A 5,177-nucleotide genomic window follows, 5' to 3' on the forward strand; every position below is an offset into this window, starting at 1 on the left:
AAAATAAAGAAGAATAAAAATATTCAAGTCTCACCTGTACAAAAATTTGCACTAAAGTACGTTACGAAGAAAAATACCTTTTGTTATTATTATATATAGTATATTGGAGTACTATTGTATTTTTTTAAAATCTGAACAAGAATACGATAATAGAGAAAGGATATTATATATGATAAAAGTAGTAAATTCTTATAGTGAAAATGCAAAAGAGCTTTATGATAATTGTAATTTGTATTATAACGAGAATATATTTATAGCTGAATATAATTTTCCAAATAAAGATGAGGTTAAATGTAGAATTCACAGCCATGATGAATATGAATTTTTTATTCCTTACACTCCAATACCTTTTCTAGTAAATGAAGATAGTATATTTTTTGGAGAGAGAGGATATATTTATCCAGCTAAAAGTAGTGCAAATCACGGTATAAAATACAGTCTTTCTAATGTAGAATATACAGATATTCTCGTAAAAAAAGAGTATTTAGACAAAATAATGAAAGAATTAAATTGTTCAGATGATATATTTAATCACCCTATATATTTATCAAGAGAATTGAAGTTTTATTTACATATTTTTGAGCAAGAGTTTCTAAAAAACGATCAAAAGGATTTAGTAAAATTAGATATGGTTGCAAATCTTTTTTGTAGAGAATTAATTAGTGGAAGCGTAAATAAGGATGTCGATATTTTTAAAGAAAAACAAAGCTACCAAAAGGGAATTTATTTAGTTGCGGATTTTATAAATCATAATTATGATAGAGAAATAAAAATAGAAGAAATGGCTAAATTAGCAGGTCTATCAAAAAATTACTTTGGCTTTGCATTTAAAAAGGCATTAGGTGAAACTCCACATTCGTATTTAATAAAAATAAGAATATCAAAGGCAAAGGTCCTTTTAGAAACTACAGATTACTCTTTAAATGAAATAGCTAAGAAAATTGGATTTAAAAAGGCGAGCTCATTTACATCTCAATTTAAGGCATCTACAGGAATGCTACCATCTAAGTATAGAGAATATAGTAAAAAGGACTACTAAATTTATAATTTAATACGCGTTAAAAAGCTCTTTTGATGAATGGAATTTATCGTAAAGAGCTTTATTTATTGCCATTATAAGCATACTTAGTGCATTGTGTATATATTTAACAACTTTGTGATACAGCTTTTATAATAATTGTGAAACATGTTATTATATAGATAAATAGTAATTTCAAGGGTTATATTATTTCATGGGTATAGCTCTTTTATTTTAATGTTACGAATTAAAAATAAAAATCGAAAATCAATGAATATTCAAGATCGTAGGTAAATACACAATAACTGCAAAAAACACTATCACAAAGTTGTTAAATATAATTACAATGGTTAGAGTTGCAAGGTGTTAGGTCTTTAAGAGAAGGATTTTCTTATAATATGAATGGGAGGACATAAAAATGAAGCTTTATTTGACTAGCAGCCCAATCGGTGCGTACAGACAATGGGGGCAACAGGATTATCCAGGAGTGAATCCAGCAAATAATCTTGTGGAGGAACTTAAAAAGGACTGGAAGGACGATGCCAAGTGCTTGTTGATAAGTGCTGATCCTGATGCATTTGAGATGAACGATGCTATGGCGAGGGATTTTGAGGAAAAATTTGCAAAAAGCGAGCTTTCTGTGGATAGATTCGATGTTTGTGACCACAGGAATGGACAGGATATAATAGAAGATATTTTTGAGTATGATTTTATCGTGCTGGGCGGTGGACATGTTCCTACTCAAAACGCGTTTTTCAATGAACTAAAATTAACGCCCAAAATACAAAAATTCGAAGGAATTGTAATGGGAATCAGCGCCGGAACTATGAATTGTGCGAAAATCGTATACGCTCAGCCTGAAGCAGAGGGAGAAAGCATTGACCCGAATTACGAGAGATTTATAGAGGGGCTTGGGCTTACGAAGTTTATGGTAATTCCTCATTACCAAGCGATAAAGGACGATGTATTAGATGGAAAACGCGTTATAGAGGAAATTTCATATCCTGACAGCATCGGAAGAGAATTTTACGCCTTGACAGATGGAAGCTTTATTTTGCAGCGAAATGGAGTTACGAAATTACATGGAGAAGCTTATCTAGTTAAGGACGGCGGAATTAGAAAAATATGCGAAAATGGACAGGTGTTAGATATAGACTAGGAAGGTGATGAAATGGTAAAACCAATTGTAAAAGACATATTATTTTTAGAGCAAAAATCAGAGCCGGCAACAAAGGACGATGTAGGAGTTATCCAGGATTTAATAGATACATTAAAGGCTAATATAAACGGATGCGTGGGACTGGCGGCGAATATGATAGGTGTTAAAAAACGCATATTGGTATTCGCTATAGGTGGCTCAATCATAGTCCCTATGGTAAATCCAGTTATAATAAAAAAAGAAAATCCATACGAAGCAGAGGAAAGCTGCCTATCTCTAACTGGCTCAAGAAAAACGACTAGATACGAAACGATAGAGGTCAAATACCTAGATGCAAAATTCAACGAAAAGCAACAGATGTTTAAGGGCTTTGTTGCACAGATTATCCAACATGAGATGGATCATTTTGAGGGAATTATAATTTAACGAAAAAAGTTACCAGCTGTAAAAAGCAACTGGTAACTTTTTTTAATTAGCTTCTTCTAATGAATTTTTCTCAGCAGACAGCTTCCTAGACAAAATCACAAAATAAACAACGCACAAAGCAATCTGAACAAGTGTAGAAGCTGGAGTAGCAAGCCCTACCTTAAATAAAGACACAGGCTCCAATTTACTCATAAAATAAGAAACAGGAATTCTAACGCAGAAAGCTCCGACTATCCCTTGAATCATAACAAATGTAGTTTGCCCACAACCATTGAAATATCCGACCATAGAGAACATAATCGCAGTGAACAAGCAATCTATTCCGTAAGCCTTCAAGTAATCCCAAGACGCCATGACAACATCCTCCTCTGTAGAGAACAATCCTGAAAGCAGATTTCCATGGAATACTGAGAAGTAGAACATGAAAACACCACAGCATAGAGAAAGTCCGACAGCGTAAAGCAGAACCTTCTTAGATCTGTCGTATTTTTTAGCGCCGTAGTTTTGTGCTACAAATGCAGACACAGCTTGAGAAAATGAAGACGGTATAAGCATTATAAATCCTGCAAGCTTTTCGGATATTCCTATACCAGCCGATGCGACTACACCCATTGAATTTCCTATCATCATAATCACCAAAAATGATATGTGGACAAGGACATCCTGCAGAGCTATCGGTGCGCCGTATTTTATTATTTGTGAAGTCAGTTTTTTGTGGAATTTTATACTTTTTAGCGAAAAATCGAAAGGAAGTCCTCTTCTCTTTATTATAACTATAGATAAAATTACACTGATCGCCTGAGCAAACACAGTCGCAAGCGCCGCACCAGTTGCAGCCATTTTAAACAGCCCTACAAATACTAAATCGCCGATGATATTCACGACGCAAGCTATTGAAACCGTGATAAGAGGAGTTTTCGAATCGCCAAGCCCCCTAAACACACCACCGATTACGTTATATGCGATTATAAAAGCTGATCCAGCCGCGCAAATTCTCAAATAAGAAACCGTACCATCAAACGCTTCAACAGGTGCATTTGCAAATGATGAAACAGCAGGTGCAAATGTTACAAATACAGCAGTTATAACGACAGCAACAACAGCAAAAATACAAATTCCGCTGCCGACTACGTTTCCTGCCTCAGCTCTCTTTCCTTCGCCGAGCTTTTGACCGATTAATATAGTAATTCCCATAGTAAGCCCTGTGATCATCGCCGTTATGACCATCATGACCTGACTTCCAGTCGAAACAGCAGACACATCAGCCGCATGTCCAAATCTTCCTACTACAAGCAAATCCACAGCTCCGTACATAGTCTGCAAAAACAAAGCTACTAGTATCGGAAACATGAATTTTAATAATGGAGATAATATTTTTCCTTCTGTAAAATCTGATACCTTTGACATTTATTTCCTCCTTTAAATTTGGCCCTCTAAATTATTTCTAATTTTACCTAAAACCTTGTAAAATACTTCTATTTCTTCAGGTGTTATATCCTTTGCCAATTGGTTTTCACCTGAATCAATTGCATCTGAAACTATTTTAGACAGTTCAATTGATTTCTCTGTCAAAACTATTTTCTTCAGGCGCGCATCCTCTGCAACTGGTACTCTCTTGATTAAGTTGTTTTTTTCCATGTTGTTTAGCATAAGGCTGACGGAAGAACGCTTTAAGTCGAATTCCTTTTCTATGTCCTTTTGAAATATATCCCTCGAGCTATTGTCAGAAATAAAATCTATCACATATGCCTGAGATAAAGTTATCTTGCCGTCTATAGAGCGAATTACAGCGGCATCTATTTTTCTTGAAATTATACGATTTATTTTATCGATATGAAGTCCAAGCTTGGATTTATTTTTCACAGTTAACCTCCTCGAAAAAATGTTTTGTACTAAACTATATTATATTTGTATAGATAATAATGTCAATGGTTAAAATAAAAAAATTTATTATGAGCTATTGATGAAATAAATCTATCATGTTATACTTATCTCATAAAATAAATCTATCATAAAAAGCGACTTTTATGAAAAAAAATTTTACGGGAGGTGGAGGCTATGGCGACAAAAGTCACAGATATACTTTTTTCTATGTATGAGGATTTCTTTGATGCAGAGAAGAAAATAGCGGACTACATACTTGCAAATAAGGAAAAGGTCGTGGATATGACGGTCGCGGAATTGGCGAGGGAGAGCAAGACTAGCGATGCAACTGTGTCGCGTTTTTGCAAAAAATGTAATTTAAAGGGATTTCATCATCTGAAAATTACACTGGCAAAGGAATTGTCGGACAATGAGATAGATATAGTCAAATCCAATAATATAGATATAAACAACATATCACAATCGCTGGAAAATATTTTGGCGAATAAAATAGAGGAGCTGACACAGACAGTGCGCATGATGGACGAGGATAAGTTGAGCAAAATACTGGATTTATTCAAAAATGCTGAATGCGTCCAATTTGCAGCAGTAGGAAACACGATACCAGTAGCATTGGATGGGGCTTATAAGTTCAACCAGTTGGGAATAAAATCAGTGGCGCTGAGCATCTGGGAAACTCAGCTAGGATAT

General features: G+C 34.5%; 6 protein-coding genes. 4 read left to right on the forward strand and 2 right to left on the reverse strand.

The window, feature by feature from the left end; all coding sequences use genetic code 11:
• Positions 1–169: 169 nt before the first annotated feature.
• From ACI3VO_RS05545 to ACI3VO_RS05555, 3 genes are all read left to right on the forward strand, one after another.
• The gene (locus ACI3VO_RS05545; RefSeq protein ID WP_439756955.1) at positions 170–1,039 is read left to right on the forward strand and encodes a helix-turn-helix transcriptional regulator; all 870 of its coding nucleotides are present in this window, start codon (positions 170–172) and stop codon (positions 1,037–1,039) included.
• Between the two features lie 397 nt (positions 1,040–1,436).
• Entirely contained in the window at positions 1,437–2,177 is a 741-nt protein-coding gene (locus ACI3VO_RS05550; protein WP_439756956.1) for a Type 1 glutamine amidotransferase-like domain-containing protein, read from the forward strand.
• Positions 2,178–2,189: 12 nt separating this feature from the next.
• On the forward strand, positions 2,190–2,603 hold the full coding sequence (locus ACI3VO_RS05555; protein WP_439756957.1) for a peptide deformylase: 414 nt from the start codon (positions 2,190–2,192) through the stop codon (positions 2,601–2,603).
• A gap of 42 nt (positions 2,604–2,645) precedes the next feature.
• Here ACI3VO_RS05555 and ACI3VO_RS05560 read toward each other — a convergent pair whose 3' ends face one another.
• Both ACI3VO_RS05560 and ACI3VO_RS05565 read right to left on the reverse strand, forming a co-directional pair.
• Positions 2,646–4,010: an MATE family efflux transporter gene (locus ACI3VO_RS05560; protein ID WP_439756958.1), complete on the reverse strand. Its 1,365-nt coding sequence runs from the start codon at positions 4,008–4,010 to the stop codon at positions 2,646–2,648.
• Positions 4,011–4,022: 12 nt separating this feature from the next.
• The gene (locus ACI3VO_RS05565) at positions 4,023–4,466 is read right to left on the reverse strand and encodes a MarR family winged helix-turn-helix transcriptional regulator (RefSeq protein WP_439756959.1); all 444 of its coding nucleotides are present in this window, start codon (positions 4,464–4,466) and stop codon (positions 4,023–4,025) included.
• A gap of 195 nt (positions 4,467–4,661) precedes the next feature.
• Here ACI3VO_RS05565 and ACI3VO_RS05570 point away from each other — a divergent pair.
• Positions 4,662–5,177, forward strand: a 516-nt coding sequence (locus ACI3VO_RS05570; RefSeq protein WP_439756960.1) for a MurR/RpiR family transcriptional regulator, incomplete at its 3' end; no start/stop codon positions are given.

The sequence above is a fragment of the Intestinibacter sp. genome (genome assembly GCF_051866655.1).
GTDB lineage: Bacteria > Bacillota > Clostridia > Peptostreptococcales > Peptostreptococcaceae > Intestinibacter.

What these genes read in the sequence shown, in the direction of transcription:
- ACI3VO_RS05545 (WP_439756955.1), top strand. Translation starts at nt 170, where the DNA reads ATGATAAAAGTAGTAAATTCTTATAGTGAAAATGCAAAAGAGCTTTAT.
- ACI3VO_RS05555 (WP_439756957.1), top strand. Translation starts at nt 2,190, where the DNA reads ATGGTAAAACCAATTGTAAAAGACATATTATTTTTAGAGCAAAAATCA.
- ACI3VO_RS05560 (WP_439756958.1), bottom strand. Translation starts at nt 4,010, where the DNA reads ATGTCAAAGGTATCAGATTTTACAGAAGGAAAAATATTATCTCCATTA.
- ACI3VO_RS05550 (WP_439756956.1), top strand. Translation starts at nt 1,437, where the DNA reads ATGAAGCTTTATTTGACTAGCAGCCCAATCGGTGCGTACAGACAATGG.